The following is a 24,702-nucleotide window of genomic DNA, read 5'->3' on the forward strand; positions in this document are numbered from 1 at the left end:
CTAAAGAGACCCATTCTATCCTCTAGGTCACACGGAACACATGCTGCAGGGCAGCAAAAACAGTAGAACTATAATTTTAGCCCATCCCACTCTTGAGCAGGATGCGTAAAATACCCTTTTGGATCAAAGCATTGCTTCACTTCCATATCTATATCTGCGGCAGCAATCTGTAGGCTTTTTTCACGCAATGAACCGGCTTGCGCATGCTCCCACACCGCCTCTGTGGATAAACAACGTGCATCCAACACCACCCACTCCAACCAACCTAGATCGCCCCCACTGCCTAATAGTAGATGAGCCAAGTTCAAATCTTGATCTGCTTGTACAGGCTGCAAAGCATCTAATCTATAGCGTGCTTCCCACTGCGGTAACGCCAAACACGCTTGCCCGGCTTCACTATTTTGCAGTTGAAACAGCTGAGGCACCATGTGACGCAAACGGGGCGTATTCAACGGTTTGGTGTTGTTCTGCCCAAAAGCCCCCAAACTCGATACCGTGCCATCGTCCATGACTAATGATGCATGAACCACTCCCGACAAGTAAGTATGGCCTGTGCGCCAGCTTTGGCTATGCCTATCTAACAACCACGCTGCAATCGTCCACTCTGCTGGCCACGCCGCTAAACCGCGTAAGCCCGCTTCGCTTAACTCACCCAACAAACAGCCCGGCTGCACAAACCACTGTCCGTTTTCCGGCTGCAGAATTTGAAATTTATTTAAGCGCTTGGGATCTAGCCACAAGGTAGGTAACGTGTCGTCGCTATGCCTGTGTGGCACACCTTCCATTCCCATCATGACCTGATGCACAGCGCAAACATTACGAGCATGGTGCACATCAGCTGGTGTTTCAGGCGTAAAGCACAATTGCCCTTCAGCCAACAATCGCTTCTCACCTTGTGCTTTTTGGCCTAGTTGTAAACAGAACTGATCCCACGCACTGACCTGCTCCACATACCTACGACCTGACAGAAAAGCCCGACGCGATTCAGAATGCATTGTATTTTCCTGCCATATGCTTATGATTAATGGGTTAATCCTGACTCAGCCACCGCGACAATGCGGCCTTTTATACCGAGATTCCCTGCTTTATGTTTCGCCCAGCGCATCGAACCGCACACATTACTCCCTTTCATGCGGTAGAACTGTTCAAAGAAGCCAATGCCTTGATCTCTCAAGGCAAAGATATTATCAGCCTGGGCATAGGTGAACCAGACTTCACCGCCCCTGCCGCTGTAGTACAGGCACTACATGCAGCAAGCGAAGCCGGGCGCAGTCAGTACACACCACCGCTGGGTGAGCCCGCACTGCGGGCCGCCATCAGCCGTTATTACCAAAGCTTTTTTGGCGCTACTCAAGTCACCCCAGATCGTATTGTAGTCACCGCTGGCGCATCTGGCGCACTAACCTTAGCAGCCTTGGCTTTGATCAATCCTGGTGATGAAGTATTAATGCCAGACCCTTCCTACCCAGCCAACCAGAATTTTGTGACGGCTGCAGGTGGTAAAACGATTTTAGTCCCTACAACGGCTGAGCAGCGTTTCCAACTCAATGCAGAACACATACGCCAACACTGGAACGAACGTACCCGTGGTGTGCTCATTGCTTCCCCTAGCAACCCTACCGGTGCAACCATCAGCCGTACAGCGCTGCAAGAACTGATTACCGAAGTACGCGCTCGTAACGGTTTCATCATCATGGATGAAATCTACCTCGGTATTTACTACGAAGAGCAGCCTCTGAGCGCACTAACACTAGACGATGACATCATTATCATCAACAGTTTCTCTAAGTACTTCCATATGACTGGCTGGCGACTGGGTTGGATGATTGTTCCCCCTGCGCTTATCCCTACCATTGATCGTATGGCCGCTAGCTTGGCTATTTGTGCACCCTCTCTAGCTCAACATGCTGCATTAGCGTGCTTCACAGAAGACAGCATGGCGATTTACGAAGAACGCCGTTTGGCCTTCAAAGCGCGTCGCGATTTCCTACTGTCTGCCTTTGAGCAAATTGGTTTAGATGTGCCCGTCAAACCCGACGGAGCCTTCTACATCTATGCCGATATTAAAGCGCACAGTAATGACAGTGAAGACTTCTCCAAGCGCTTGTTACACGAAGCTGGTGTAGCTGCCGTCCCCGGTCGCGACTTTGGCCCCAGCATGGCCCACCACACACTGCGTTTTTCGTACTCTACATCCTTAGAACGTCTGCACGAAGCAGTAGAACGTATGCGCCGTTTCTTAGCCTAAGACGCTAATCAGCATGCCAACAAAAAACGCCACGACATAATCGTGGCGTTTTTGATGAAGCTTAATCACGTATAGGAATGCCAGAGGCTAATGCCATGCGTCGGCGTTCTGCCAACACGCGCGCACCATAACCGCCATCGCTAGGACCTGTAGCCCCCACATAGCACGCCAAGGCTCCTGTTAACGAACCTCTGCGCTTTCTACAGTCGTACAAAATCTGTGTACCCGCGCGAATATTGGCTTCAGGGCTAAAGACTGCCAGCTCTCGCTCCACGTAGTTTTCTAACTTATCACGGTGCACACGAGTCATCACCTGCATCAAACCCTGCGCTCCGGCATGACTCTCTGCAAAGGGGTTGTAGCTAGACTCAATCGCAATCACCGCCAAAATCAGTTGCGGATCCATGCGCTTCTCGGCCCCTACAGTGAAAGCGGTCTGCACCAATGCGCCCGATACGCTGTGCGCTATTTTATATTTGCGGGCAATGTAGCTACGTAAGGCTTGGAACTGAGTTTTTGAGACACCGTTCACATTGGCACCAGCGACCGTACGCTGCAAAGTATCCACAAAACCTTGGTACGCAGAATACTCCACCACCTCATCTTCAATAGGTGGCGGTGGCTCCTCACCCTCTTCGGTGACTTGCTCATTATTGGTGTCCGGCATCATCCACGCGAATTGTGCGAAATTGTCGTTATTCAACACTTCAGGGCGTAGAGCATCTACCATCACCGAGTACAACTGACGGGCTTGATCGCGAATCGACGGCACAACCAGCCCCGCCGCGATAGTCACCAGCACAGCAATACCCAAGTAAATTGCACACATATGTACGAACTCGCTAATGCGATAACGTACTAGGCGTAAGCCTTGATGTGCCCAGTCTGGATTCATACCCGGACTCCTTCATAATCCTGTAGGTATAATCTTAACAACCTTTACCCCAGAAAACCGGAGTATCTCTTCACAGTGAAATACCGCGACTTACGAGATTTCATCGCCCAGCTTGAGCAGCACGGCGAGCTAAAACGCATACAAACACCAGTGTCCACACACTTGGAAATGACAGAAATCGGGGATAGAGTCCTGAACGCAGAAGGCCCCGCACTGCTGTTTGAAAATGCCATGCATCAGGGCAAAAAAGCCACAATGCCGGTGCTCACTAACCTATTTGGTACCCCAAAACGGGTTGCTTGGGGAATGGGAGCTCAAGAGGTTTCCGCCCTACGTGAGGTAGGCGAACTACTGGCCACACTGCGTGAACCCGAAGCCCCCCGCGGCTTACGTGATGCTTTCTCTAAAGTATCCATGCTGAAGTCGGCACTGTGGGACATGGCTCCTAAAATGATACGTAACCCCGCCTGCCAAGAGGTTGTATTGGAAGGCGACGACGTAGACCTGAATACTATTCCCCTGCAGCATTGTTGGCCTGACGATGCAGCGCCACTACTGACCTGGGGCTTGGTAATCACCAAAGGCCCACACGCCAAACGCCAAAACCTAGGCATTTATCGCCAGCAGCTTATTGGCCGTAATAAGCTCATCATGCGTTGGTTGTCACACCGTGGTGGCGCACTAGATTTTCGTGACCATGCCTTAGCCAACCCTGGCAAGCCCTTCCCTATTGCCGTAGCACTTGGGTGTGACCCCGCTACTATTCTGGGTGCAGTAACTCCAGTACCAGATAGCTTGTCTGAGTACCAGTTTGCTGGCCTATTGCGTGGCTCACGTACTGAACTGGCTAAAGCCATCGGTAGCGACCTGTCTGTACCGGCGTATGCTGAGATTGTTCTGGAAGGCCACATTCTGCCTGCCGATCACCCCGATGCACTGCCCGCTGTTGTACCTGAAGGCGCACCTGCACCGCACAACAGCGCCTACGAACAAGCATTAGAAGGCCCTTACGGCGACCACACGGGTTACTACAACGAGCAAGACTGGTTCCCAGTCTTTACCGTAGACCGCATCACCATGCGCCGCAACCCTATTTACCACAGCACTTACACAGGTAAACCACCTGATGAACCTGCGGTGTTGGGCGTCGCGTTAAATGAAGTGTTTGTACCGCTACTTAAACGCCAGTTGCCTGAAATCGTAGACTTCTACCTTCCACCTGAAGGTTGTAGCTACCGTTTAGCGGTCGTATCCATTCGCAAACAATACGCAGGCCATGCCAAACGTGTCATGTTTGGGGTGTGGAGTATTTTGCGTCAGTTCATGTACACCAAGTTCATCGTGGTAGTCGATGAAGACATCAACACCCGTGATTGGAAAGAAGTGATCTGGGCCATGACTACACGTATGGACCCTGTGCGTGACACCGTTCTGGTAGAAAACACCCCCATTGATTACCTAGACTTCGCCTCACCGGTATCCGGGCTAGGCGGCAAAATGGGTATGGACGCCACCAACAAATGGCCAGGCGAAACCAACCGCGAGTGGGGTCGCTCCATCAACATGACGGATGATGTAAAAAAACGTGTGGATGATTTGTGGGCTGATCTGAAGCTGTAATAGCCCACGCCAACTAAAAAAGGGAGTAGTAATCACTACTCCCTTTTTTATTTCTCTAGATTACGGCTCATGCCTGCTTAAACAAACATTCTCAACCTCAATGAGTACTTGTTGCTGTGTTCAGCACTTGGTAGCTACGTATCACCTGACTATCATCAGCACTGGCCAAACCTCTGCCTGAGGTTGCTAAAAACATTTGCTGAGCCGCCGCCGCAATAGGCAACGCTGCGCGTACATCCGTACCCGTTTTCAAGACAATGCCCAGATCCTTTACAAAAATATCCACGGCACTAGTTACCTCGGGATTTTCCTGCAACATTCTGGATCCTCGATCATTAAGCATCCAACTGGCCGCCGATGATCCCTGCATAATTTCCAGCAGCAAGGCTAAATCCACCCCTACCTTATCAGCCAATGCAAAAGCCTCAGCCATCACCGCAATATGCACACCGCATAGCAACTGATTAACTGTTTTAACCATAGCACCCTGCCCTGGTTTATCACCCACATAAAACACGCGCTTTCCCAATACATCAAACACTGGTTTTATGTGATCAAACGCCGCCTTTTCACCTGCAGCCATAATCGTCAAACTTGCGGATTTTGCTCCCGCTACACCACCTGAGACAGGCGCATCGACAAAGCGTCTACCTTGACTGCAGACCCACGCACTAAGCTGCTCCACCTCTTGTGTTGGGCACGTAGCCATTAACACAACCACTGCTTCTCGCTTCAATTGATGCAAGGCATCTTTCTGCTCCAACACCTGCCTAGCCTGTGCCGCGTTCACAACCATTAGCACCAAGGCATCTGCTCCCATACAAGCATCCGACACTGAGGATGCTGCATAACCACCGGCCTGCTCTAGCTCAGCTAAGGCGTCGCAATTCAAGTCTACCCCACGCACTGCCATGTGATGATTCAACAAGTTTTTAGCCATCGGCATCCCCATTGCCCCTAGGCCTACAAATGCAACTACTGTCATCGTGATATTGCTCCAGACGCAAGTCTCCCTGCCCTTGTGTACGTTGTACAAAAAGACATGAGACTTGCTTCAATAATTTAATAAATGGTTAACGCAGGAACGTAAGAGAAAAGAATCAGAACAAATAAAGCCACCGCATAAAACGGCAAGAGCTCTTTAACAATTCGCCCCACACTTTCCTTGGAGATCGCAGCCGAAATAAAGAGCGTCGTTCCTACCGGAGGGGTAAACAAACCTATGCTTAGGTTAATGGTCATCATGATGCCAAGTTGGATTAGATCCATATCAATGCTATTTGCCATGGCAACAAACGTAGGTGCCAACAACAAGATAGCAGCCGGCAGATCCAGAAACATTCCTACGACCAGCATGATGATGTTCATCATCAAGATAACCAGTATTGGCGATTGCAGTACATCTGCCACCCACTGAGCTACCGTCACGGGGATGTTCTCCATTACCAATACAAAGCCCACTAAATTGGATGCCACAATCACCAGCATAACCACACCCGTGGTCACTACAGTGCCTAATAACGCGCTATAGACACGCTTTACGCTTAGATCTCTGTAGATAAAAGCGCTGACTAAAAAGCCATATGCGACCGCCACAACACTTACTTCTGTTGGTGTGGCAATCCCAGCGCGCAGTAAGACCAAGATCAACAGCGGCATAACCAAAGCAGGCAATGCAGCAAACGTAATTTTGGCTACTTTCTTGATACTCAAATCTTGAGTTAAGCGTGGAAAATTGCGTAGGCGACCACTGAAGTAGCACACCAACATAAAACCCACACACAAGAACAAACCGGGTAATAGCCCCGCCACAAATAGTGCGGCAATAGACTCATTTGAAACCGTAGCAAAGATGATTAATGCAATAGAAGGGGGAATCAAACCCGCAATCGTAGATGAAGACGCTATGGCTGCAGCACCAAAAGCTGCTGGATAACCTTCTTTCTTTTGCCAAGGAATCAACATAGTTCCCAAGGCAGAGGCCTCGGCCACAGCAGACCCTGACACCCCTCCAAAAATAGTAGACCCCACTACGCTGACTTGGCCCAAACCACCGTGAAAGCGTCCTACTAAAGCAGTAGCAAACTCGATGAGTTTTTTGCCTAACGTCCCGCCCATCATGATGTTGCCAGACAGGATAAAAAACGGGATAGCCAATAACGGGAAACTTTGAGTAGGCTGAAACAGCTTCACAATAGCGGCTGCGCTCGGCATCCCACCAACGCTAACCACTGCAACCCCAGAGCTAATAATCAGCGCATACCCCACCGGCAACGCTAACACCAGTAACACGGCAAACACTACAAGCATAACTAGCGTCATACGTCATCCTCCAGAACATGAGCACGAACTTCTAGCGGGTCATCCACGACGAAGAGCCAAACCAATGTAGTCAGCGACGTTAGTGCTATGCCTACAAAACCCGCAATCAATGCCAAATACGCCCACTTTGCAGACAAGCCGGTATAAGGATAGTGTTCTGAGCCGGTCACCTCAATCACCTCCAATCCCATATAAGACAAATAGCAGAAGGTCACGACTAAGAGCAGTTGCAGGAAAATAAACAAAACTCTTGTTGCCGATTTCGATAACACCGACAAGATCGCAGTCACCGCAATGTGCTGGCCACGTTGAGCCGCTAAAACAATCCCTCCCATAATTAACCAAGGAAACAGTAGATTCGGTAGCTCTGTTGTCCACCCTAAGCCGCTATTGGTGACATAACGAACAATCACCTCTAGACCGAGCGCGAGGAACAACACCAGTAGCGAACCTAACGCTACCAGTGTTGCCACACCCACAATAACTCGATCTATAAACGTAGCGACTGACGTGAACGTGCTGTCGCTGTAATTCATAGACGTTCGGCCTCGCTGCGTACTAACTCAACCAGTTCAGGATACTGACCCGACCATTTGTCATACACTGGCTGCATTTTGGCTACAAACGCATCTCGGTTGATGTCATTGATTTCTACCCCTGCCGCAAGGAAAGTAGCGCGTAGGTTTTCATCTGCTTCTCTGGATTTTTGCCTATTGAATGCCCCAGCCTCTATCGCTGCTTCTTTAATGAGTTTTTTGTCTTCATCAGAGAAACGGTCAAAAACAATCTTGCTGGCTAAAACAGGCGTGGTTTCATACTTATGGCCAGTCAATGAGATATATTTCTGTACCTCATGCAGCTTGGAGGAGTAAATATTCATGAAAGGGTTTTCCTGACCGTCTACTACACCTTGCTGTAAGGCTATATACAGTTCAGAAAACGCCAAACTCATAGGGTTTGCTCCCAACGCCGAGAAAATATCCATCGTCATAGGGTCTGGTGGTGTGCGTAACTTAATACCAGCCAAGTCTGTGGGCTCTACTATAGGTCGTTTGTTATTGCTCACATGGCGAATACCGTTATCCCAAAACGCTAGAACTTCTAAGCCTTTTTCTCTGGCTAGCTCAGACAGCTTATCTCCTGCAGGGCCATCCACTACAGCATAAGCATGATCTAAATCACGGAACATAAAGGGCAGCCCAATCACCGCAAACTGCGGTACTACCGTAGAAGTCGTGCCTTGTGAGTTAGCACTAAAAGCTAGCGTCCCCAAACGCATATTGGTCAGCGACTCTAGGTCATCACCATACTGGGCAGAACCGCCTACTTCTACTTTGATGCGCCCATCTGTTTTTTCTTCTACCAACTTAGCAAACAGCAATGACGCATCAGCCTTTGGGTTACCCGCTGCTGCATTATGGGACAAGCGCAATACCTGCTGAGCAGATACTGGCAACGCTACTAATGATGCCGCAGTTAATGTGGCTAGTATTATTTTTTTCATTTAAGTCTCCTACCTTGTCGTAAAGAAATCGTGATCATTTTTCCCTCCTCCTTGGCATTTACAGCTCACGTTACAGCCAAGCTTTAATGCGTTGGCACATCACCTCCATAGATATGCCATAACGATCGTGTAATGTAGGCAAAGCACCTGCATCCAAAAAAGCATCCGGCAAGCCTATTAAACGGAACTCGGGGAAAACACGTTCACGCATTAATAAGCTCGCAATTGCTTCACCCAAGCCCCCTACTTCCGAATGGTTTTCAGCCACCACCACCAAACGCCCTGAGCGCTTAGCCTCTTTCAGAATGGTTTCCTCATCCAGCGGCTTAATAGTAGGAACGTGTAACACGGACACACTAACACCATCATTCGCCAATGCCTTGGCAGTTTCCAGTGCTCTCATTGTCAAAATTCCACTGGAAATAATGAGTACATCACTACCGTCTCGTAAGGTCTTGGCCTTACCTAGCTCAAAGCTATAGTCATACTCATCCAACACCAAAGGTACATTGCCGCGCAATAAACGCATGTACACAGGACCTTGGTGCTCAGCAATAGCAGGAACGGCTTGCTTAATATCCAACGCGTCACAAGGATCAACAATAGTCATGCCTGGAATAGCACGCATCAATGCCAAGTCGTCCGTGGCTTGATGGCTAGGCCCATAGCCTGTTGTTAGGCCTGGCAAAGCGCAGCAGATTTTTACATTCAGATTTTCTTCTGCAATGATCTGATGAATAAAGTCATAAGCACGCCTTGTTCCAAACACGGCATAGGTCGTGGCAAACGGTAACAAGCCCTCTTTTGCCATGCCGCCAGCAGCACCCATCAATAGTTGCTCTGCCATCCCCATCTGAAAAAACCGCTGTGGATACGCTTGAGCAAAAATATGCAGGTCTGTGTATTTGGCCAAATCCGCTGTTAATCCAACCAAATCAGGTCGGTTTTTTGCCAGTTCCACTAATGCATGACCAAACGGTGCTGACTCTACTGCTTGGCCTTCACCCGCAATAGAAGCGATCATCGCCGACGTTTTTAAACGCGGTTTATTTGCTACTGATGTGTTCATACTAGGCCCCTACTGGCTGTGATTGATCAAGAATAGCGATGGCTTTTTCCCACTCTTCGGCATCCACACGAATGAAGTGATTCTTTTCTCGCTCCTCAAGAAAAGGCACACCTTTGCCCATTAACGTGTCAAAAATAATGACTCTAGGTTGTTCAGCCTGTAACGCTCGTGCGTTATCAAATGCATCTACTACCGCCGCCAAGTCATTACCGTTCACTCGCTGCACATGCCATCCAAAAGATTCCCACTTTTGGACTAGCGGTTCAAACCCCAGCACGCCATGAGAATTGCCATCTGCTTGCTGATTATTCACATCAATCAAACAAATTAAATTGGATAGACCATGATGTGCTGCTGATAGTGCCGCTTCCCATGTCGCCCCTTCATCTAGCTCACCATCAGACATAGAGTTATATACAAACTGCTCGCCCCCCTTATGGCGTAACGCCAGTGCCATTCCTACTGCAATCGCTAACCCTTGCCCCAACGATCCCCCTGAAATCTCCATCCCAGGTGTATAGGTAGCCATACCTGACATAGGTAAACGGCTATCATCTGACCCGTAAGTTTCCAACATGCTCTCGGGAATTACACCCGCTTCAATCAAGGCTGCATATAAAGCGATGGCATAGTGACCATGCGACAGTAAAAACCTATCGCGACTTTCACACTCAGGGTCTGCTACGTTTATCGTCATTGAGTGGCAATATGCTGTAGCCAAAACGTCCGACCACCCTAATGCCTGCCCTATATATCCCTGCCCTTGCACTTCTCCCATCTGCAAGGCGTAGCGCCGAATTCTATAGGCGCGTTCAGCCAATTGCTTCAAAAGCTCTGTTTTCATAATGTCTCCATCAGTGGATAAGCATGCCGCCGTTAACGTCTAGCGTTACGCCGGTCAAGTAAGACGACAGGTCGCTCGCTAAGAAAGCGCAAGCGTTTGCCACATCAATGGCATTTCCCAAACGCTGCAGAGGAATACCTTTCAATATCTCGGCTCGCATCGCATCGGTGAGCTTTCCTGCCGTAATATCTGTTTGAATTAAACCTGGTGTGATGCTATTAACACGTATGCCATCAGGGCCCAGTTCTCTGGCCATCGCTTTGGCTAATCCCAATACGCCTGCTTTGGCTGCCGAATAATGAGGCCCTCCAAAAATCCCACCACCGCGCTGAGCTGATACAGAAGACATGCAAATAATCGAACCAGCTCCCTGCTCTTTCATAGCAGGCACAGCCGCCTGACTCATATACAACGTGCCACGCAACGACACATCCGTAATACGCTCATAATCGCTGCCCGTTATGTCTAATAATTTGACGGGCTGAGTAATGCCAGCGTTATTCACCAACACATCCAAACGCCCATAACGAGCAAGAGTCTGTGCAACTGCATTCTGGCAATCCTCTACTGTCGTCACATTCGCTGCAACGCCCAAATGCTCTTTTCCTAGTGCCGCTGCTGCTTCAATTGAGGCTGCTTCATCTAAATCAGCAATCACTACCATTGCTCCTTGACTGGCAAATAGCTGAGCTGTTTTACGGCCTATACCGTTCAGTGATGCAGCGCCTGTAATCAGGGCGACCTTACCGCTAAGTAAGCCTTCCATGCTTGTCTCCAGAATTTGTTTTTCATACACCGTAGAGGTGTTCGTTATGTTTGATTATTTATTCTAGAAACACGCTATAGTTAGCTCAAGCGAATAAAACAGCCTTTTAGATGAATCTAATTCACGTGATATGCGCCAAATCCCTCCTCTAAAATCCATTCAAGCGTTTGAATCGGCATCACGCCTAGGTTCATTTGCTGAAGCTGCTATAGAACTGCACCTCACCCCTTCTGCTGTGAGTCACCAAATCCGTCTATTGGAAGAGCGATTACAAATCGCGCTCTTTCATCGCGTGCACCGTGGTGTTGTCCTCACCGATGCCGGACGACGATACGCAGAAACCATTTCTCAAGCATTAGGATCCATAGAAGCGGCCACCCGTCATGTCGAGCGGGGTGGTAAGTCTGATATTTTGACGATTCACTGTGTACCTAGCTTGGCATCACAGTGGTTAATGCCGCGTCTGTCACGATTTAGCGCGCAGTATCCTGACATAGACACCAGAGTGAACGCGTCCACTACTACCGTTAATCTACTGGCGGAAGAGGCGGATTTCGCTATCCGCTATGGAACCGTGTTTCCACAGTCCGGTGTGGTTGTCACCCCATTTCCCAAAGAGCCCTTGGCCGTGTTGTGCGCCCCCTCTATACAAGACAGCCCACAGAGGATTCAATGTGCGGACGATCTCAGACAGCACACACTCATACACTCAGAGGTCAATCTCATCCACTGGCGTAACTGGCAAGATGCTCACCCACACGTGTCAATAGATTTGAAACGTGGCCCTAGGTTTGATCGTTCCTTTATGTCCATCAGTGCTGCGGTAGATGGATTAGGAATAGCCTTGGAAAGTCGATTATTGGTAGAACGTGAAGTGGATAGTGGCAAATTACTACTGCCCCTAGGGACTTACAAAGCCAGCACTGTATTTCATCGTTTATTGTATTTAGAAGCCAAAGCTAACTTGCCCAAAATGGTAGCCTTCAGAAAATGGCTTTCAGACCAACTTGCCTCATCTTTCCAGCAGTTGGATAAAGCAAAAGGAGGAAATGGTATTGAACTGACCCAATACCTATAACTGATTACTGCTGTGGTAACGCCTGCAGTTATTACCAAAACAGATGCAGAAAAAAACCCTGAGCAATACTGCTCAGGGTCCTATAACACGATCGCTACGCTCATCATCGTTCTTACGCTTCTTAGCCGAACGTGAGGTAAACACACGGAACAAACGCCAACCTATCAGCGCAACTGCCCCTGTTTTCAGCTTTTTACCCCCAACGCCCCCCACCAGCGAAGATAACAACGACAACAGCAAGGGATAACGCGTGGATGCTGAGAACAACAAGCTCGCCCAACCACCCAACAAACTATTGCGACCAGCTCCTAGTGCAGAGCTAAGCAGATTTGCGGGTTGAATCTTCCCGCTAAAAGTTTCTACTTGCTTGCGTAAGTCATCACGTTCTATAGCGGCACGAGCACGCAGCAACTCAATGCGAATTTCAGCGTCTAGTTCTTTATTGCGTCGACTACTCATGATCGCCCTCCCTTGCCTCATCACGTGATGATTGGCGTAAGTTCTCAATCACTTGTATGTCTTTTTTGATTTCTTCCACGGTCGCCTCAAACGGGTACGACCCCGAGTTTAAACGACGCATTACCATCAAACCAAAGCTCAGCCCTAAGACGGCATACACCACAAACAAGCTGGCTATAGCCCAATAACGGTATTCCGTAGGCCAAAACAAAAGTGCAATAAACAGCGTAAATACCAGCAATGCCAAGGTGCTAAATAGCAAAGCCCCAAATAGCATCACTACGACGCGTGCCAATCTTGCTTTTTGCTGACCGGCTTCTACCGCCGCCAATTCCAAACGGGTGCGGAAGATCGCCAGAACGGTGCAACCTATGTCACCCACAGATTGTCGTAATGTCATGTGACCTCTTTGCAATAAAACGGCCGCCTGAGTTCAGGCAGCCGTAGTGAACAACCGGAGGTAATTAGCGACGGCTTACCAACATACCAAATAGCAAACCTACTACTGCAGCCACACCAATGGCTTGCCAAGGATTGTCATGCACGTAGTGATCCGTTGCCTTCACTGCTTGACGACCACGCTCCACAACGGCTTCCTGCGTATCATGCAAGACTTCACGTGTGTTACGCAGCGCACGCAATGCGCTTTCACGCAATTCCGTTGCTTTATCACCGGAGGCAGAAGCGGCTTCACGCAGCAATTTCTCTGCTTCGTCCAAGCTGCTTTTCACATCGTCGATGAAGTTTTCTTCCACTGCTTGTACACGTTTTCTAGTCACCATAGTTCGCTCCTTGAAAAGCAAAAAGTTGAACAGTTTGCAGGCCCTACTTCCATAGCGCCTGCTGCACTACGTCTACATCAAGCTTACCTGATTTTTACAACTAGCCCGAAGGCCCTCGTTACAAGATTTGTAAAAATTAGATTCAGCTCAAACTTTCTTAAATTTTCTGGCGGGTACCAAAAATTCTATCACCAGCGTCGCCTAGGCCTGGCACGATGTAACCATGCTCATCCAAGCGCTGATCAATAGAAGCAGTATATACATGCACGTCAGGGTGGGCGTCTTCGACAGCCTTAACCCCCTCAGGGGCCGCTACCAACACCAACGCACGAATGTTCTTGCAACCGGCTTTTTTCAGCATATCGATGGTTGCGACCATCGAACCACCTGTAGCCAGCATAGGGTCAATAATCAGCGCCAAACGCTGATCTAACTCACCCACCAAACGTTCAAGGTAGGTTTGTGCTTGCAAGGTTTCTTCATTACGCGCAATACCAATTACGGATACTTTAGCGCCAGGGATCAGGCTTAACACGCCATCTAGCATCCCTATGCCCGCACGCAAAATAGGTACAACCGTCACCTTCTTGCCTGCCAGCTTTTCCACATCAACCTGGCCACACCAGCCTTCGATTGCTGTAGTTTCCAGCGGTAAATCTTTACACGCCTCGTAAGTCAGCAACGCCGCAATTTCCTGAGACATCTCACGGAAGTTTTTAGTGCTGAGATCCGCACGGCGCATCAAGCCCAGTTTGTGGCGAATCAAAGGGTGGCGTATTTCATGTATGGGCATGGAAACTATATTCCTTATCGTTAGAATCCTGACACGGTGCCAGTCTGACACCGCACCAGCTCTCTATTTTAAACCAAACTGCGAGAGACTAACGACCTGCCAGCCATTTCACTAGCGCATCATCAAAAGGACGCACTACATCAGAGCGTGGATCGTTCACCAAACTCACCATCACGTAGCGCTTACCTTGGCTATCCACCACATAACCAGCCAACGCTCGTGCATCACGCAACGTACCCGTTTTCAGGTGAGCACGCCCCGCTGCATCACTGTCTCTGAAACGACGCCCTACCGTACCATCCACCCCTGCAATCGCTAGGGAAGAAATAAACTCAGGCATGTAATTAGAGCGCCATGCTTGTTGCAGCATTTGCGCCAAACCTTGAGCCGTCAATCGAGCCTCACGAGACAAACCTGAACCGTTATCAATGCGCCAACCTTGTGTGTTCACCCCTTGGCGATTCAGTACTTGCTCTACCGCACGCTCAGCGGAAGCTGTGGTCGCCCCACGACCTTGCAAATTTTCACCAGCGGACAGCAACAGCATGGTGGCCATCAGGTTATTACTTTGCTTGTTGATCATCCGAATTTGTTCTAGCAGCGGGCGGGAGTCATGCCATACCACTACCTTGGCGTTGCCAGGAATGCTGCCGGCTTTCACATCACGCGACAACGTACCACCCAGCTCTTTCCACAGCATGCGGAACACTGCCTCAAAAAACTCTGGCTGAGAGTGAGACAGTCTGTAAACACTAAACTCGCCACACGAGCCGGCTGCTCTACCACTCAGGGAAATCACAACATTACCAGCGGTTTGCCCTACTCGGGTATTAATCGCTGGTGAGCCTGGGCAGCTACCATTGGCCCATTCCACATTGCCTTCCACACGTACGCCAGGTAGAGGAGGGTCAACAAATGCCAGCCACTGTTTGGTATCAGCATCGGGTTGCAACACAATGCGAGAAGCCCCCAAACCCACTACCATCGCATCAGGGCTAGCGTTATAGGGCCTGTCGCCTGCGCCATCAAAAGCATAAGGATCAGTAGAGATAGTGCCAAAGATGGATCTATCTATCACCACATCGCTAAGGTTTTTAACACCACGCATGCGTAATTCGCGCAGCAAATTCCAAAGCTCAGGAATAGTCAGAAAAGGATCGCCTCCAGCTTTAATATACAGCGGCCCTTGCAAGGAACCTTGGGCATCTATCACACCACCTTGCTGCGCCATCAAGCTGGTACGCCATGTATGCTCTGGTCCCAAGGTAGACAGCGCCGCCCAAGTACTGACCATTTTCATGACAGAAGCTGGGTTACGTGGCACAGTTGGGTTATGGCTAATAAGTACATTGCCGTCCACATCCTGCACCACTAGCGACAAAGCGCTCTCGGGCAACCCTGTGCTTTTCCAGATACGTTCCAGATCGTCTGGCAATCCCTCTATACGCGCTTGTACAGCGGTCAGAGGCAGGAATAATGCTACGCAACATAACAGGCTTTGACACAGACGATATAGGGATTTCATAACATGCTCTGGCGGCAGAAAATCAAAGCATCAGCATAACGAAATTTCTCTTGTAAGAGTGCAAAACCAAACGTTTTTTCTGCAACAGCGTTAAAATGGCGGGTTTTCCACCTTGCACGGCCAAAGTTTCTGTTATGCCCGTTGATCCCTCTTTGGAACTCTCCCAGTTTGACTACGATCTGCCACCTGAGCTGATTGCCCAAACTCCAGCTGCCACGCGTACAGGCAGCCGTTTGCTGCATCTGAACGCAGCTGGCCAGCTCACCGATATGCAATTCAGCCAGATCAGCCAACTTTTGCGTCCAGGCGATCTACTGGTGTTCAACAACACCAAAGTCATCAAAGCCAGATTACTGGGCGAGAAGCAAAGCGGCGGTAAGGTAGAAGTGCTGGTAGAACGTATTACCTCTGCACACCAAGCGCTTGCACACATACGTGCTAGCAAATCGCCCAAACCAGGCACCCGCTTGGTACTGGCTGACGGCCAACTGGAAGTCACTGTCACAGGCCGTCAAGATGCGTTGTTTGAACTATCGTTTGAACAACCTGTCTTGGATGCACTGGAACAATTCGGTGCTACGCCTCTGCCTCCTTATATTCAGCAAGTACCTACCGCCGAAGACGATCAACGCTATCAAACTGTTTACGCTGAAGCCCCAGGCGCAGTAGCCGCTCCTACGGCTGGTTTGCACTTTGATGAGAATCTGCTGAACAGTTTGCGAGAACTGGGTGTAGATCAGGCCTTTGTTACCCTGCATGTAGGTGCTGGTACCTTCCAACCTGTGCGCAGCGAACAACTTAGCGAACACCAAATGCACGCCGAGCGCTTCTTCGTACCAGCCGAAACCTTAGAAAAACTACAGCACACCCGTGAACAAGGTGGACGCATTATTGCCGTGGGCACCACCAGCGTGCGTGCTCTGGAGTCAGCCGTGCGTTACCAAGAATGTAATGGCCACCAAAATGCCGATGGCAGCATTGAAGGCGATACCCGTTTATTTATTACGCCGGGCTACACTTTCACGTGGGTAGATGGATTGGTCACTAACTTCCACTTGCCACAGTCTACTTTGCTCATGCTGGTTTCGGCGCTGTCCAAACTCCCCTTTATTCAGCAGGCATATAGCCATGCTATAAAGCAACATTACCGTTTCTTCAGTTATGGCGATGCCATGTTTATTGAGGCCGCCCAACAATCATGAGTGGATTAGATTTCAAGCTACTTAAGCGTGATGGCAAAGCCCGTCGAGGCCAAATCACGTTGAACCACGGCGTGGTTCAAACTCCTATTTTTATGCCTGTGGGCACGTATGGCAGCGTCAAAGGTATGCTGCCACATGAGCTGACCGAAATTAAATCGCAGATTATTCTGGGCAATACTTTCCACTTGTGGCTGCGCCCTGGCACTGAAGTCATTAAACAGCACGGTGGCTTGCACGGCTTTATGCAATGGAACGGCCCTATCCTTACCGATTCGGGCGGTTTTCAGGTATTTAGCCTTAAAGGTATGCGCAAGATCACCGAAGAAGGCGTGAAATTTGCATCGCCTATTAATGGCGACCAAATGTTTTTAACACCTGAAGAATCCATGCGCATTCAACATGCGTTGAATTCCGATATTGTCATGGTGTTTGATGAGTGCACGCCTTATCTTATAGATGAACGCCCAGCCACTCACGAAGAGGCCGCGAAATCCATGCGTATGTCACTACGCTGGGCTAAGCGTTCTCGTGATGAGTTCAACGCGTTAGAAAACCCCAATGCTTTATTCGGTATTGTTCAGGGTGGCATGTACGAAGACCTTCGCGAAGAATCCTTAGCTGGCCTGACTGACATTGGCTTTGAGGGCTACGCTATAGGCGGTTTGTCGGTAGGTGAGCCCAAAGAAGACATGTTCCGAATTCTGCAGCACACCACACCCCGCTTGCCTGAGCAAGCCCCCCGCTACCTAATGGGCGTAGGCACACCAGAAGACTTGGTAGAAGGCGTGAGCCAAGGTGTGGATATGTTTGACTGCGTTATGCCTACCCGTAATGCACGTAATGGTTGGTTGTTCACACGCTTTGGTGACGTAAAAATCCGTAATGCGCGTTACCGCGATGACACTAGACCGCTAGATCCTAGCTGCCATTGCCATACCTGCCAAAACTTCTCTCGCGCGTATTTGCACCACTTGCAGCGTTCTAACGAAATTGCGGGTGCTCGGTTGAACACTTACCATAACTTGCATTTTTATTTGCAAATCATGCAGGAAATGCGCGATGCTATCGAAGCTGAGCGTTTTGAAGAGTGGAAAGCGGCTTTCGCACGCGACCGTTCTCGCGGTATAGAATAAGTCTTACAGACGAAGAAGATGTCGCTACAATAACGCTTTGCTTACATAAAGCTTAATTTTTTAAGAACAATTCCGATCACACAGGAGCCTCTATGTCTATTGCTGACATTCTGACAGTTATCCCCGCCCAAGCCGCAGCCGGTGGCGAAAACGCTTTGGTAGGCATGCTGCCTATCATTTTGATGTTCGTCATCTTGTACTTCTTGATGATCCGTCCTCAAATGAAACGTCAGAAAGAGCACCGTAATCTGGTAGCCAACCTGAGCAAAGGCGACGAAGTGATTACTACTGGTGGTTTGCTGGGCAAAATCACAAAAGTGCAAGACAACTACGTTACTGTTGAAGTTGCTTCCTTGGCCGAAAAGCCTGTGGAAATCCTACTGCAACGTCAAGCTGTTGGTTCTGTTCTGCCTAAAGGCACTATCAAAAGCTTGTAACTCCCTCTCCAGCCCGAACATCCGTTCGGGCTTTGTGTACCGTTTCTGCCGAAGTACCCATGAACCGTTATCCTATCTGGAAGTATCTCACTGTACTGGTCGCACTGATCATAGGCGTGATCTACACACTGCCTAACTTCTATGGCGAATCGCCAGCAGTGCAGGTAGCCTCCGCCAAGTCCACGGTCAAAGTGGATTTAAATACCTTGTCGCGCGTTGAAAGTATTTTGCAACGCCACAACCTTGTATCCACGGGGTCCTATTTCGAGCAGCACGGTACCTCTGGCACTATTCGTGTACGGTTTGACTCAACCGACACCCAGTTCCGCGCCAAAGACATTATTGAACGTGAACTGGTACCTGATGCAGCCGACCCTGAATACACCGTTGCCCTGAACTTGATGCCCGCATCCCCCAGCTGGTTGACTGCCATTGGCGCACAACCTATGCACTTGGGTCTGGATTTGCGTGGTGGCGTGCACTTCCTGCTGGAAGTAGACATGCAAGGCGCTCTAACAGGTCGCTACGAATCCTTGGCCTCCGAAGTTCGTACTGTATTACGTGAAGCTGACATTCCGCAAAAAGGCGTAGAGCGTCAGAACTTGTCGTTGGTCGTAAACCTAGGTTCGACCGAAGCACGTTCCAATGCCATGACAGCATTGCGTCGCCAAATTCCTGACCTGCAATTCGTCAATGGCGGCCAAGACGGCAGCATCGAATTAGTAGGTACGCTGTCTGAGACAGCACTGATTCAAGCACAAACAAACGCCCTGCGTCAGAACATCACTACGTTGCGCAATCGTATTAACGAGCTGGGCGTATCTGAACCCGTAATTCAGCAACAAGGTTCTGATCGTATCGTAGTGCAGTTACCGGGTGTACAAGACGTAGCCAAAGCCAAAGAAATTCTGGGTCGTACAGCCACCTTAGAAATTCGCTTGGTGGATGACTCCCCAACCGCTACTGCCGCCCTAATGGCCGGTACTGTGCCGTTTGGTTTAGAGCGTTATACCGACCGCGACGGCCGTCCTTTGCTGCTGCGCCGCCAAGTGGTGCTGACAGGTGAAAACCTGCAAGACGCCCAACCTGGTCGTGACCAACAAACTCAACAACCTACTGTTAACCTGACACTGGATAACAAAGGTTCCCGCATTTTCCGTGATGTTACTCGCAACAACATCAACAAACGCATGGCTATCGTGCTGTTTGAAAAAGGTAAAGGCGAGGTTGTTACTGCCCCTGTAATCCGTTCGGAAATTCCTAACGGCCAAGTACAGATTTCCGGCAGCATGAATGCTCAAGAAGCCACCGATATCGCCCTGCTGCTGCGCGCTGGTTCGTTGGCGGCTCCGATGAAGATTATTGAAGAACGTACCATTGGCCCAAGCTTGGGTGCGGAAAACATCAAACAAGGTTTTGATTCCACCCTGTACGGTTTTATCGCCATTGCGATCTTCATCATCATTTACTACCAGTTGTTTGGTGTGTTCTCTACGCTGGGCCTGACCTTCAACGTGTTGCTGTTGCTGGCTATGCTATCCATGCTGCAAGCCACACTGACCTTGCCGGGTATCGCCGCGATTGCGTTGACACTGGGTATGGCCATTGACGCCAACGTGCTGATTAACGAACGTATACGTGAAGAGTTACGAAACGGCGCAAGCCCGCAGCAAGCGATCAACTTAGGTTTTGACCGCGCTTGGGCCACCATTTTTGACTCTAACTTGACCAGCTTGATCGTTGGTATTGCGTTGCTGGCTTTCGGCTCCGGCCCCGTACGAGGTTTTGCGGTAGTGCACATTCTGGGCGTTCTAAGCTCAATGTTCTCTTCCGTCGTGGGTGTACGTGCCTTGGTAAACCTGTGGTATGGCAAACGTCGTCGCCTACAGAGTCTGGCTATTGGCCAGGTCTGGAAACCTGATAACAAACAGTAAGCTGGGAATAACATGGAATTTTTTAGAATTTCCCGCACTATCCCTTTCATGCGCCACGCGTTGGTGCTGAACTTAATTAGTGCCATTTTCTTTGTTGCAGCGGTATTTTTCATTGTTACTCGAGGCTTCAACCTGTCTATTGAGTTCACTGGCGGTACCGTCATTGAAGTCAACTACGAAGAAGCTGTACCGCTAGACGATGTACGCCAAACCATTGGCGGTCTGGGCTACCGTGATTACCAAGTGCAAAACTTTGGGACTCCACGCGATGTGATGATTCGCCTTCCGACTCATGGCGATGGCAACACGAACGCCAGTACTGAACAAAGCCGTGCAGTACTGAGCGCACTGCAAGCAGCAGATGCCTCTAGCAACAACAAAGTCGAATTGCGCCGCGTTGAGTTTGTAGGCCCACAAGTGGGTCAAGAACTAGTGCATAACGGCTTGATGGCCCTGCTCTTCGTGGTGGTAGGTATCATGGTGTACTTGGCCTTCCGCTTTGAATGGAAGCTTGCCGTCTCATGTGCGCTAGCCAACTTGCACGACGTGGTAATCATTCTGGGCTTCTTCGCCTTCTTCCAATGGGAGTTCTCATTGGCCGTATTGGCAGGGGTGCTGGCAGTATTGGGTTACTCCGTGAACGAGTCTGTGGTGGTAATGGACCGTATCCGTGAGAACTTCCGTAAACAGCGTCGTATGTCTACCTCTGATGTGATCGACACCTCCATCACACAAATCATCTCGCGTACTGTGATCACTCACGGTTCCACCCAGATGATGGTGTTGTCCATGTTGTTCTTTGGTGGCCCAACACTGCATTACTTCTCACTGGCGCTAACCATCGGTATCTGGTTTGGTATTTACTCCTCCGTGTTTGTGGCGGCTGCAATTTCCATGTGGCTAGGCATCACCCGAGAAGACTTGATCAAACCCGTCAAAAAAGACGAAGACTCCGAAGCAGAAGTGCTAGGGTAAACAAAAAAGCCAGAGTTCTTACTCTGGCTTTTTTATACCTATTTTCCGCACATACACCACACCTGTAACACCAGCGTCACAGTCGCCCTGCCTGTCGCGTTATACTATATCCTTTCATTTTTTTGCCCCCGGGGTCTACACCCGCTACGGCACCTATCATGCAAGACACTATCTCTAGCTCTCCCGCTACTCAAGACGAGCAGCTCCCTACCCGCAAACTGTTTATTCGCACCTTTGGCTGCCAAATGAATGAGTACGATTCGGAAAAAATGGCCGACGTACTGAATCAGCAAGGCCCTGTGGAATTAACATCCAACCCTGATGAAGCGGACATCATTCTCTTCAACACCTGTTCTGTGCGTGAAAAAGCGCAGGAAAAAGTCTTTTCTGACTTAGGTAGAGTGCGTCACCTCAAACAGCAAAACCCCAATCTCGTGATTGGGGTGGGTGGCTGTGTGGCTAGCCAAGAAGGCCAAGCCATTGTTGAGCGCGCTCCCTTTGTAGACGTGGTATTTGGCCCGCAAACCCTGCACCGCTTGCCTGAACTGATCAAGCAACGCCGTCATAGTGGTCGTTCTCAGGTAGACACGAGTTTCCCTGAAATCGAGAAATTCGATCACCTGCCACCTGCACGCATTGAAGGCCCTACCGCTTTTGTATCCATCATGGAAGGCTGCAGCAAATACTGTAGCTTCTGTGTGGTGCCTTACACGCGCGGTGCTGAAGTATCTCGCCCCTTCGAAGACGTATTGATCGAAGTCGCTGACTTGGCAGACCAAGGCGTAAAAGAAGTCACCTTGCTAGGCCAAAACGTGAACGCGTACCGTGGCCCTATGCAAGACAGCACCGAAATTGCTGACTTCGCTATGCTGCTGGAATACGTACACGACATTCCTGGCATTGAGCGTATTCGCTACACCACGTCCCACCCCAAAGAAATGACTACCCGCTTGATCGAAGCACATGGCAAACTACCTAAGCTGGTACCGTTTCTGCACTTACCTGTACAAGCTGGTAGCGATCGCGTGCTCGCAGCAATGAAGCGCGGCTACACATCATTGGAATTCAAGTCCATTGTGCGCCGTTTACGTGCTGCTCGTCCAGGTATCACCTTGTCGTCTGACTTTATCGTGGGTTTTCCAGGTGAAAGCGAAGACGATTTCCAAAAAACACTGCAACTGATTCAAGATGTAGGCTTTGACACTTCTTTCTCGTTTGTGTATTCCCGCAGACCCGGCACACCGGCTGCAGACTTGGAAGACAGCACCAGCAAAGAAGAAAAATTCGAGCGTTTACACCGTCTGCAAGCCCTGATTAACGATCAGGCTACGGCTATTGGTGAAGCCATGGTTGGCACTGAACAGCGTGTGTTGGTAGAGCGCTTGTCCCGCCGTGACGAAAACGAATTGATGGGTCGTACCGAGAACAACCGTATTGTGAACTTCCCGGCAAATGCCCGTCTTATTGGTCAAATGGTGACCGTACGCATCACACAAGCAATGAGCAACACGCTGCGTGGTGAAATGGTAACCTCGGAAACTACTACTGCATGAGCCAACACGACACCTCATCCACCCCTACGCATACCATCCACCTAGATGGGGACAACACCCATCTGGCCAACTTTTGTGGCCCGCTGGATGAAAACCTGAAGCAGATTGCCCACGCCTTTGACGTTACCCTCAAACGCCGTGGCAATCACATCACTTTGCAAGGTAACGATGTACGACTCGCCACGGAAGCCGTTGATTGGTTTCACAACAGAGCCGTACACAAAGCACTGAGCATTGATGATATTCAGCTAGGGTTGGTTGAGCTGAAAAGCCGTGATCAACGTACGCAATCAACCAGTGGCAAAGGCAAGCATCGCAACAGCCTGCCCCTGGTTAATGCCAGTACACCTGCGCCTGCCTTAGATGACGACGAACTTAATCTGCGTACCCGTCGCCGTGACCTGCGTCCACGCACACCACGCCAACGCGATTACCTCAGCCAGATTCTTAGCCACGACATCAGTTTTGGTATTGGCCCTGCAGGTACAGGCAAAACTTTTCTAGCAGTAGCCTGTGCCATTGATGCGCTGGAGCGCGAAGCGGTACAGCGCATTGTGCTGACTCGTCCTGCTGTAGAGGCAGGTGAACGCTTGGGTTTCTTGCCTGGTGACTTAAACCAGAAAATTGATCCTTATCTACGTCCGCTCTATGATGCGCTGTACGACTTGATGGGCTACGACAAAGTACAACGTTTGTTTGAAAAACAAATGATTGAAGTCGCACCACTGGCCTACATGCGCGGTCGCACACTGAATCACAGCTTTGTGATCTTGGATGAGGCACAAAACACCACATCCGAGCAAATGAAGATGTTCCTGACGCGCATTGGCTTTGGCAGCAAAGCCGTCATCACAGGCGACCCTACACAAGTAGACTTGCCACGCGGACAACGCAGCGGTCTAGAGCACTCGGTGCGTGTACTGCAATCTGTACCCGGCATTGCCATTACCCAACTTACCAGCAAGGACGTTGTACGTCACCCGCTGGTTGCTCGAATTATTGATGCCTACGAAAGCCATCAGAACGATGAAAACTGAACTACACCTCAGCATCCAATACGCCAGTGACTGCCAAGATATTTTACCTCGCTGGCGCTTGCGCAACTGGGTACAAAAAGCACTGGATAACGCCGTAGCCGTCTACCACGAAGCCGGTGAAGAACCTCCTTTTACCTGTGCTCAATTTGCGCTGCGTATGGTGGGTCCAGAAGAAATGACCGAACTGAATGGTCAATATCGTGACAAAGCCTACGCGACCAACGTGCTGACTTTTGAGTATGGCGTAGACGAAAACCAGCGCATTACTGCTGACATCATCATCTGTGATGATGTGCTGAAACGCGAAGCTGTAGAACAAAAGAAAACACTTTTACAACACGCCGCACACTTAACCGTGCACGGTGTATTGCACGCTCTGGGTTACGATCATATTGACGCTGAAGACGCGGAAGATATGGAAAGTTTGGAAATAGAAATTCTTCAATTACTGAAAATCCCTAACCCCTATCTGGCAAAATAACTATTACTTGCCCGCTGTTTCGGTTATGCTCAGTGTTTTAATTAC

General features: G+C 49.7%; 25 protein-coding genes. 11 read left to right on the plus strand and 14 right to left on the minus strand.

Annotated features, from left to right (window positions below; translation table 11 throughout):
* Positions 1-68 precede the first annotated feature (68 nt).
* Complete coding sequence (locus tag AC3QL0_RS13145) at positions 69-995, minus strand: hypothetical protein (protein WP_493008885.1); 927 nt, start codon at positions 993-995, stop codon at positions 69-71.
* A 92-nt stretch (positions 996-1,087) separates the two neighbouring features.
* Between AC3QL0_RS13145 and AC3QL0_RS13150 the strand changes: the two genes are divergently transcribed.
* Positions 1,088-2,248: a pyridoxal phosphate-dependent aminotransferase gene (locus AC3QL0_RS13150; protein WP_493008886.1), complete on the plus strand. Its 1,161-nt coding sequence runs from the start codon at positions 1,088-1,090 to the stop codon at positions 2,246-2,248.
* 61 nt (positions 2,249-2,309) lie between these two features.
* On the opposite strand, the gene AC3QL0_RS13155 is transcribed toward AC3QL0_RS13150, so the two are convergent.
* Positions 2,310-3,143, minus strand: a complete 834-nt coding sequence (locus tag AC3QL0_RS13155) for a lytic transglycosylase domain-containing protein (RefSeq protein WP_493008887.1) — start codon at positions 3,141-3,143, stop codon at positions 2,310-2,312.
* A gap of 75 nt (positions 3,144-3,218) precedes the next feature.
* On the opposite strand from AC3QL0_RS13155, the gene ubiD reads away from it, so the two are divergent.
* Positions 3,219-4,763, plus strand: coding sequence for a 4-hydroxy-3-polyprenylbenzoate decarboxylase (ubiD, locus tag AC3QL0_RS13160; protein WP_493008888.1), 1,545 nt, complete (start codon positions 3,219-3,221; stop codon positions 4,761-4,763).
* A gap of 97 nt (positions 4,764-4,860) precedes the next feature.
* Here the strand turns inward: ubiD and AC3QL0_RS13165 are convergent, their stop codons facing one another.
* The 7 genes from AC3QL0_RS13165 to AC3QL0_RS13195 form a co-directional block, all read right to left on the minus strand.
* Complete coding sequence (locus AC3QL0_RS13165) at positions 4,861-5,799, minus strand: NAD(P)-dependent oxidoreductase (RefSeq protein ID WP_493008889.1); 939 nt, start codon at positions 5,797-5,799, stop codon at positions 4,861-4,863.
* Between the two features lie 26 nt (positions 5,800-5,825).
* Complete coding sequence (locus tag AC3QL0_RS13170) at positions 5,826-7,085, minus strand: TRAP transporter large permease (protein WP_493008890.1); 1,260 nt, start codon at positions 7,083-7,085, stop codon at positions 5,826-5,828.
* Positions 7,082-7,621, minus strand: a complete 540-nt coding sequence (locus AC3QL0_RS13175) for a TRAP transporter small permease (RefSeq protein WP_493008891.1) — start codon at positions 7,619-7,621, stop codon at positions 7,082-7,084. The genes AC3QL0_RS13170 and AC3QL0_RS13175 overlap by 4 nt, the downstream gene beginning before the upstream one ends.
* Positions 7,618-8,589 (minus strand): TRAP transporter substrate-binding protein, encoded by a 972-nt coding sequence (locus tag AC3QL0_RS13180; protein WP_493008892.1) that lies wholly within the window; start codon positions 8,587-8,589, stop codon positions 7,618-7,620. Before AC3QL0_RS13180 ends, AC3QL0_RS13175 begins: the two co-directional genes overlap by 4 nt.
* A 70-nt stretch (positions 8,590-8,659) precedes the next feature.
* Positions 8,660-9,658 (minus strand): transketolase family protein, encoded by a 999-nt coding sequence (locus AC3QL0_RS13185; RefSeq protein ID WP_493008893.1) that lies wholly within the window; start codon positions 9,656-9,658, stop codon positions 8,660-8,662.
* A 1-nt stretch (position 9,659) separates the two neighbouring features.
* Positions 9,660-10,502, minus strand: coding sequence for a transketolase (locus tag AC3QL0_RS13190; protein ID WP_493008894.1), 843 nt, complete (start codon positions 10,500-10,502; stop codon positions 9,660-9,662).
* Between the two features lie 10 nt (positions 10,503-10,512).
* Positions 10,513-11,268, minus strand: coding sequence for an SDR family NAD(P)-dependent oxidoreductase (locus AC3QL0_RS13195; protein ID WP_493008895.1), 756 nt, complete (start codon positions 11,266-11,268; stop codon positions 10,513-10,515).
* A gap of 130 nt (positions 11,269-11,398) precedes the next feature.
* Between AC3QL0_RS13195 and AC3QL0_RS13200 the strand changes: the two genes are divergently transcribed.
* A complete protein-coding gene (locus tag AC3QL0_RS13200; protein WP_493008896.1) occupies positions 11,399-12,346 on the plus strand; it encodes a LysR substrate-binding domain-containing protein in 948 nt (315 codons plus the stop codon).
* Between the two features lie 72 nt (positions 12,347-12,418).
* Here the strand turns inward: AC3QL0_RS13200 and AC3QL0_RS13205 are convergent, their stop codons facing one another.
* From AC3QL0_RS13205 to dacB, 5 genes are all read right to left on the minus strand, one after another.
* A complete protein-coding gene (locus AC3QL0_RS13205; protein ID WP_493008897.1) occupies positions 12,419-12,805 on the minus strand; it encodes a hypothetical protein in 387 nt (128 codons plus the stop codon).
* Positions 12,798-13,205 carry a phage holin family protein gene (locus tag AC3QL0_RS13210; protein WP_493008898.1) on the minus strand — a complete coding sequence of 136 codons (408 nt, stop codon included), beginning with the start codon at positions 13,203-13,205 and terminating at the stop codon, positions 12,798-12,800. The genes AC3QL0_RS13205 and AC3QL0_RS13210 overlap by 8 nt, the downstream gene beginning before the upstream one ends.
* A gap of 64 nt (positions 13,206-13,269) precedes the next feature.
* A complete protein-coding gene (locus AC3QL0_RS13215) occupies positions 13,270-13,587 on the minus strand; it encodes an ElaB/YgaM/YqjD family protein (RefSeq protein WP_135861684.1) in 318 nt (105 codons plus the stop codon).
* A gap of 157 nt (positions 13,588-13,744) precedes the next feature.
* Positions 13,745-14,380, minus strand: a complete 636-nt coding sequence (gene upp / locus AC3QL0_RS13220) for a uracil phosphoribosyltransferase (protein ID WP_493008899.1) — start codon at positions 14,378-14,380, stop codon at positions 13,745-13,747.
* An 88-nt stretch (positions 14,381-14,468) separates the two neighbouring features.
* Positions 14,469-15,905, minus strand: a complete 1,437-nt coding sequence (dacB, locus tag AC3QL0_RS13225) for a D-alanyl-D-alanine carboxypeptidase/D-alanyl-D-alanine endopeptidase (RefSeq protein WP_493008900.1) — start codon at positions 15,903-15,905, stop codon at positions 14,469-14,471.
* 134 nt (positions 15,906-16,039) lie between these two features.
* On the opposite strand from dacB, the gene queA reads away from it, so the two are divergent.
* The 8 genes from queA to ybeY all read left to right on the plus strand — a co-directional run bounded on the left by queA (position 16,040) and on the right by ybeY (position 24,657).
* Positions 16,040-17,107, plus strand: coding sequence for a tRNA preQ1(34) S-adenosylmethionine ribosyltransferase-isomerase QueA (gene queA, locus AC3QL0_RS13230; RefSeq protein WP_493008901.1), 1,068 nt, complete (start codon positions 16,040-16,042; stop codon positions 17,105-17,107).
* Positions 17,104-18,240, plus strand: coding sequence for a tRNA guanosine(34) transglycosylase Tgt (gene tgt / locus AC3QL0_RS13235; RefSeq protein ID WP_493008902.1), 1,137 nt, complete (start codon positions 17,104-17,106; stop codon positions 18,238-18,240). Before queA ends, tgt begins: the two co-directional genes overlap by 4 nt.
* Positions 18,241-18,332: 92 nt before the next feature.
* Positions 18,333-18,677, plus strand: coding sequence for a preprotein translocase subunit YajC (gene yajC, locus AC3QL0_RS13240; RefSeq protein WP_493008903.1), 345 nt, complete (start codon positions 18,333-18,335; stop codon positions 18,675-18,677).
* Between the two features lie 59 nt (positions 18,678-18,736).
* Positions 18,737-20,611 (plus strand): protein translocase subunit SecD, encoded by a 1,875-nt coding sequence (secD, locus tag AC3QL0_RS13245; protein ID WP_493008904.1) that lies wholly within the window; start codon positions 18,737-18,739, stop codon positions 20,609-20,611.
* Positions 20,612-20,623: 12 nt separating this feature from the next.
* On the plus strand, positions 20,624-21,586 hold the full coding sequence (gene secF / locus AC3QL0_RS13250) for a protein translocase subunit SecF (protein WP_493008905.1): 963 nt from the start codon (positions 20,624-20,626) through the stop codon (positions 21,584-21,586).
* A 158-nt stretch (positions 21,587-21,744) separates the two neighbouring features.
* Positions 21,745-23,139 (plus strand): tRNA (N6-isopentenyl adenosine(37)-C2)-methylthiotransferase MiaB, encoded by a 1,395-nt coding sequence (gene miaB / locus AC3QL0_RS13255; RefSeq protein ID WP_493008906.1) that lies wholly within the window; start codon positions 21,745-21,747, stop codon positions 23,137-23,139.
* Positions 23,136-24,176 (plus strand): PhoH family protein, encoded by a 1,041-nt coding sequence (locus AC3QL0_RS13260; RefSeq protein ID WP_493008907.1) that lies wholly within the window; start codon positions 23,136-23,138, stop codon positions 24,174-24,176. Before miaB ends, AC3QL0_RS13260 begins: the two co-directional genes overlap by 4 nt.
* The gene (ybeY, locus tag AC3QL0_RS13265; protein ID WP_493008908.1) at positions 24,166-24,657 is read left to right on the plus strand and encodes an rRNA maturation RNase YbeY; all 492 of its coding nucleotides are present in this window, start codon (positions 24,166-24,168) and stop codon (positions 24,655-24,657) included. Before AC3QL0_RS13260 ends, ybeY begins: the two co-directional genes overlap by 11 nt.
* Positions 24,658-24,702: the final 45 nt, after the last annotated feature.

Source organism: Paenalcaligenes sp. GW821-LYS-B07-1 (assembly GCF_058803365.1).

Bases quoted from the DNA above. Each gene is read 5' to 3' on its own strand.
- AC3QL0_RS13145 (WP_493008885.1), bottom strand. From the start codon at position 995: ATGCATTCTGAATCGCGTCGGGCTTTTCTGTCAGGTCGTAGGTATGTG.
- AC3QL0_RS13150 (WP_493008886.1), top strand. From the start codon at position 1,088: ATGTTTCGCCCAGCGCATCGAACCGCACACATTACTCCCTTTCATGCG.
- AC3QL0_RS13155 (WP_493008887.1), bottom strand. From the start codon at position 3,143: ATGAATCCAGACTGGGCACATCAAGGCTTACGCCTAGTACGTTATCGC.
- AC3QL0_RS13170 (WP_493008890.1), bottom strand. From the start codon at position 7,085: ATGACGCTAGTTATGCTTGTAGTGTTTGCCGTGTTACTGGTGTTAGCG.
- AC3QL0_RS13175 (WP_493008891.1), bottom strand. From the start codon at position 7,621: ATGAATTACAGCGACAGCACGTTCACGTCAGTCGCTACGTTTATAGAT.
- AC3QL0_RS13180 (WP_493008892.1), bottom strand. From the start codon at position 8,589: ATGAAAAAAATAATACTAGCCACATTAACTGCGGCATCATTAGTAGCG.
- AC3QL0_RS13185 (WP_493008893.1), bottom strand. From the start codon at position 9,658: ATGAACACATCAGTAGCAAATAAACCGCGTTTAAAAACGTCGGCGATG.
- AC3QL0_RS13190 (WP_493008894.1), bottom strand. From the start codon at position 10,502: ATGAAAACAGAGCTTTTGAAGCAATTGGCTGAACGCGCCTATAGAATT.
- AC3QL0_RS13195 (WP_493008895.1), bottom strand. From the start codon at position 11,268: ATGGAAGGCTTACTTAGCGGTAAGGTCGCCCTGATTACAGGCGCTGCA.
- AC3QL0_RS13200 (WP_493008896.1), top strand. From the start codon at position 11,399: ATGCGCCAAATCCCTCCTCTAAAATCCATTCAAGCGTTTGAATCGGCA.
- AC3QL0_RS13205 (WP_493008897.1), bottom strand. From the start codon at position 12,805: ATGAGTAGTCGACGCAATAAAGAACTAGACGCTGAAATTCGCATTGAG.
- AC3QL0_RS13210 (WP_493008898.1), bottom strand. From the start codon at position 13,205: ATGACATTACGACAATCTGTGGGTGACATAGGTTGCACCGTTCTGGCG.
- AC3QL0_RS13215 (WP_135861684.1), bottom strand. From the start codon at position 13,587: ATGGTGACTAGAAAACGTGTACAAGCAGTGGAAGAAAACTTCATCGAC.
- upp (WP_493008899.1), bottom strand. From the start codon at position 14,380: ATGCCCATACATGAAATACGCCACCCTTTGATTCGCCACAAACTGGGC.
- dacB (WP_493008900.1), bottom strand. From the start codon at position 15,905: ATGAAATCCCTATATCGTCTGTGTCAAAGCCTGTTATGTTGCGTAGCA.
- queA (WP_493008901.1), top strand. From the start codon at position 16,040: ATGCCCGTTGATCCCTCTTTGGAACTCTCCCAGTTTGACTACGATCTG.
- tgt (WP_493008902.1), top strand. From the start codon at position 17,104: ATGAGTGGATTAGATTTCAAGCTACTTAAGCGTGATGGCAAAGCCCGT.
- yajC (WP_493008903.1), top strand. From the start codon at position 18,333: ATGTCTATTGCTGACATTCTGACAGTTATCCCCGCCCAAGCCGCAGCC.
- secD (WP_493008904.1), top strand. From the start codon at position 18,737: ATGAACCGTTATCCTATCTGGAAGTATCTCACTGTACTGGTCGCACTG.
- secF (WP_493008905.1), top strand. From the start codon at position 20,624: ATGGAATTTTTTAGAATTTCCCGCACTATCCCTTTCATGCGCCACGCG.
- miaB (WP_493008906.1), top strand. From the start codon at position 21,745: ATGCAAGACACTATCTCTAGCTCTCCCGCTACTCAAGACGAGCAGCTC.
- AC3QL0_RS13260 (WP_493008907.1), top strand. From the start codon at position 23,136: ATGAGCCAACACGACACCTCATCCACCCCTACGCATACCATCCACCTA.
- ybeY (WP_493008908.1), top strand. From the start codon at position 24,166: ATGAAAACTGAACTACACCTCAGCATCCAATACGCCAGTGACTGCCAA.